Origin of the sequence: Bartonella sp. MM97QHHN, from assembly GCF_042194285.1 — a bacterium.
In the GTDB taxonomy this organism is placed as follows: domain Bacteria; phylum Pseudomonadota; class Alphaproteobacteria; order Rhizobiales; family Rhizobiaceae; genus Bartonella.
Genome location: NZ_JBHIMS010000062.1, coordinates 1 through 4,281, shown reverse-complemented (window position 1 = coordinate 4,281; position 4,281 = coordinate 1). Strand labels below are relative to the sequence as shown.

Here is a 4,281-nt window from a genome sequence, read left to right as displayed (position 1 = left end):
CTCCACTTTCCACTTGCGCAACACGGTACAAATAACTCTCTGGCAAACCATAACGCGCTGCCGTTTGCCGTATCGCTTGATTAACAGAAGGACTAGAACGGGTCATAGCCTAATCTCCTCCCTTACTCAAATGCACTCAATAAATTCAACTCCTCCGTTGAGGCTTTTCCCCCACCTCCAAACAAAGCAGCAGAAAGCTTTTTGAACCATTCTTTTGTCGCATATCCCTTATGATGCGCGTTTACCATGCGTTGAATGAGAGCTACAATTTGATCATTCTTAATCTGTGTCCCCCCTGTTAACAATTTGACAACATCCTTTTCAATCCGTTGACGCTCTCTAAACGCCGCCTCTTTGAAAGGAATCCAAGCTGCCTTCCCAGCAGCTTTTGCTAATTGTACAGCTGCATCACGTTTACCCGTTGGCATATTGACGTTATGCCTAAAAGATATCTTTTCATCCGCTACACGACCTGGTATTCTGTTATAAAAATCTGCATAATTAGCTTCTTTATTGACAACATTCTTAACAGCAGAAGCTTTATCGGCTCCATAAATCTTTGCAAATCGTTCATACAGATCATTCGTACCAAAAATCTCCTTTGCCTTGGATACTTCATCTTTTGTTTGCCCCATACCTTGTAAAAGTTCTGCCCTTGAGCCCTTTTTAAAGTATTCTTGTTGTGCCTTTGGTAATTCATCAAAGATTTTACTGAATTCATCCTTATTAACCGACTTGCTAAGGATTTTGGAACCTTCATCCATGGCATCTACATGTGAACTATATTGATGATACAATGCCCGCCCTTTCTTATATTCAGACGAGATATCATCCATAAGCTCTAACAATTTTTTCTTGATACCCACTAAACTGCGAACTTGGCTATTATCTCCTTGTTTCTTTTCCGTTCTTATCATTAAATCGATAACCTCTTTAGTCTTATGAAGAGCCCCCATGTTGGGTTTCTCTCTAAGGAGACTAAATTTTTGAGAAGAAAACGGACTAACGTTGTTGCCATCCGTAATAAACCGCTTTAGTCCTTCATCATAAGCTTGTTTGAAATATGGACGCTTCATTAATTCATTAAGAGCACCATAATATTTTTCTCCTATCGGAGTCTTCTTAGCTATTTCGTAAAGATGTTCTGTATATGCTTCCCTACTCGCGATAAGATCATTTTTTAAACCTGTGACATTTTGACGAGGAACAAAGTATTTATCAGCCGCCTGATGAATACGCTCCCCTCCTCCCAGCGCTCTCTGTTCAGCTCTCTTGGTTAAATCAAGATAAGCCCCTTGGTTTCTTTTTGCGATATCAAAAACAAGGTCTTGTAAAAAAGGACTATGATCAGCTACGTAATCGGTAGAAACTGCTTTTTTAAAAGATTCTCCTAGCTCTTCAGAAGCTTCATTGCCTAAATGTTTACTGATTGCTCTTAACGTATCTTTTGAAACACCTTCTTTCGTATGAGAAGGAGAAAAAAGTCTTCGTATTCCGCTTACCGGATAACCAGCTAAATGAGCTAAAGCACTTCCAGCCAATGCCCCACCCGCTCCTAAACCTGCACCAGATAACGTACTTGTAAGTGTATTCCCAAACCCTTCCCCTTCTCCTGCACCATGTAATGCACCAGATGCTGCCCCTACTTTAAGCAAATGAGGCAATGTTGTTTTGTTCGTGATGCCTAAAAATGGACTTGCAAATCGACTTGGGGGTAACTGACCTGCTTTCAAAAAGGCTTGACCTAATTTTGACCCCGCCACATTCCTTGCAAGTGTAGGCGCTACAAAGCGTGCTCCTGAGGCTAACAATCCTCCCCCTAAAGTCGCAAGTGAAGGGATTGTCGACCCTAAAGCATTTCCAGCAAAAGAAGTCCAATAATGTTGATCACTCATCCTACGATAATAATCACGTATTCTATTGGCTTCTTTCTCATATTTTTCTATGGTTTTCTTATCTCCAGTCCAATAGTTGATAAGCCCCTTCGCAAAAGCCTTTATTGCCAACTCATCATCAGAATCACGTCCTGCCGCTGTGATCCCTGCAATCTCATCATCTAAATTAAAACTCAATCCATGCTTTAAAGAATTCCAAAAGGCTTCACTGCTACTTATTTCGGGATGTTGGGATGATGTTTCGTATTCATCTTTAGGGATACGACGTATAACCCTTATTCCAGGACCAAAATCTGGAAATGGTTCCTCTACCGATGTTTCGTATTCCTCTTTAGGGATACGGCGTATAATTCTTATTCCAGGACCAAAATCTGGAAAATCTTGATGAGTATTATTATGATGAACCATTTATCTATCCCTAATAATGTCATATATATAGTTACCGTCTGGTATGGATACTCTTTCTCCAATAGCAAGTTTTTTAATATTTGCTCTGCTAATTGTAGTTGGCAAGTTTGCACTACCTCCTTGTGACATCGACTGATTAGCATATTGAGCAGAATACTTTAGACGCGGTCTTACTTCCATTCCATTTGACAACCTATAAATTTCCTCATCATTCAGTTTTTTAAAAAGATCAAACATATCTTTGATTTTTAAGAGCGTTTTATATAGTTCTTCTGGTTTATCGCTAATGTCCATAGTACCATAAGATGCTACTATGCGCCTGCTTTCTTCATTAGATAACGGTCCAACGCCTAATTTCCCGCCGTCACTTTGCTTTTTGATTGCTTCAATCACTCGAACAAAGACACCACCTTCAAGCGTTTTTAATTTATTTTTTAATGTTTTTGCAGCAGTATCGGGGAAAATCTGAGCAAAAGCACCGACCTTACCAGCAGCCTTTTTGGGATTCTTCTCTATAATTTGAAGAGCATTGTTAACTGTATCCACAATATGATTAATTTCTTTTGCTGCTACAGCAGCAGTGTTTCTCTTACCTATTTCCCACTCTTCTATGTCTCGTTTTTTCTGATTATACTCAAGTTCCTGCATCGACCCCTTAACCGGTCTCGCTCTACGTTCACCTAGTTGTGAATTGGGATCCCATTCATAACCTTTATCTAACTGAGGTTTATCACCACCTGTTAGCATCGCACTAAGCATTTGCGGATTACGTGCCATGATAGCAGCTTCTTCTTCGCTGTAACCTTTAGATTTTAGGTATTCGACGGTTTGATTGACTTGTTCTCTTCGTTTATCACCTTCATTAAGATGCTTCACACCACTTGCAAGCGCATCCCACCCAGAACCGTCTGATGAAGATTCCGCCATACCTGCAAAAAGATCTTTGAGCTTCTGATACGCATCTGATTGAAAAAACTTATAAGTATTGGACTGTAAAAATTTCTCTGCATCTGTCAGTTCAGGAGTCGGTGTTGGGGAAGCGGGTGCTAATGGTTGCGTTTGTTCATTAATATGAGGTTTTAGTTCTTGTGGAGTACTCTCTAGTGCATTTGGCATGGGTGGATGTTGATCAAATCCAAGAGGCATTTCCGCTTTAGGAGCCGTATAGGGCATAAATGGTCCATATGGATTCAGACTATTCTGTAAATAGGGGTTGGATGGGGCTTGTGCTTTCTCTGGTGTCATCATACTTTCAATGGCTGACCCCACACCCATAACTGCACTGGTTTTTGGATACTTTGCTACGAATTTCCCCACGGGGTTCTTTGTTATTAATTGTCCCAATCTATTCGCCCCTGTAACCGCTTTAGGAGCAAGATACCTAAAAACATGAGGCGCAGCTCTTGCTGCCATAAAAGCTGCCCCAGCTAATGGAAATAATATTGGAAATGCCATCACACTCTCCTACAAAACTATTCTTTAATTATTCTCCAGAGCTTTCTTTTGATTCATGTAATCTAAAAAAAACTTGGATGCTCCTCCTGCCAACGCTGCTCCCATTGGACCACCTGCCATGTAACCAAAAGCCATCGGTGCTGCTTGAAGTGCTAAAGAACCTATAGCCCCTACATTTTTCCACGGATTATTGCCCTCTATCTTAGAGATTGTATGATTATTCGTCGTCGTGCCGTAATTCCTTGCAAAACCATGACCGGCATTCATAAGCATATTCAACCTATTCCAGCCGCTATTGTCTTGTTCCAGCCAACGTTCACGATTGGCATCAACAAGGCGTTGATTGTAGTCATTAAGAACAGATGACCCCTGCAACATATTCGAATAGGCATTATTGTAAGAGGGGAATAAGTTGCCTATCATGCCTAAGCGGTTTTCATTTAGTTGATCAATCATCGAATTGGCTTGCATCATATGCTGTAAATCTCTATCACGCTGGCGATACTTGATACGAGCTAATTCA

Annotated in this window: 2 protein-coding genes and 2 pseudogenes; all 4 read right to left on the bottom strand. The window is 40.6% G+C overall.

Going from position 1 to position 4,281, the window contains the following annotated elements; all coding sequences use genetic code 11:
- Positions 1 to 106 (bottom strand): annotated as a pseudogene (locus ACFIJW_RS03270) (lytic transglycosylase); the annotation flags it as partial.
- 16 nt (positions 107 to 122) lie between these two features.
- Positions 123 to 2,303 carry a hypothetical protein gene (locus ACFIJW_RS03265; RefSeq protein ID WP_375633270.1) on the bottom strand — a complete coding sequence of 727 codons (2,181 nt, stop codon included), beginning with the start codon at positions 2,301 to 2,303 and terminating at the stop codon, positions 123 to 125.
- Complete coding sequence (locus tag ACFIJW_RS03260) at positions 2,304 to 3,758, bottom strand: hypothetical protein (protein WP_375633269.1); 1,455 nt, start codon at positions 3,756 to 3,758, stop codon at positions 2,304 to 2,306.
- A 24-nt stretch (positions 3,759 to 3,782) separates the two neighbouring features.
- Positions 3,783 to 4,281: pseudogene (locus ACFIJW_RS03255) on the bottom strand (hypothetical protein); the annotation flags it as partial.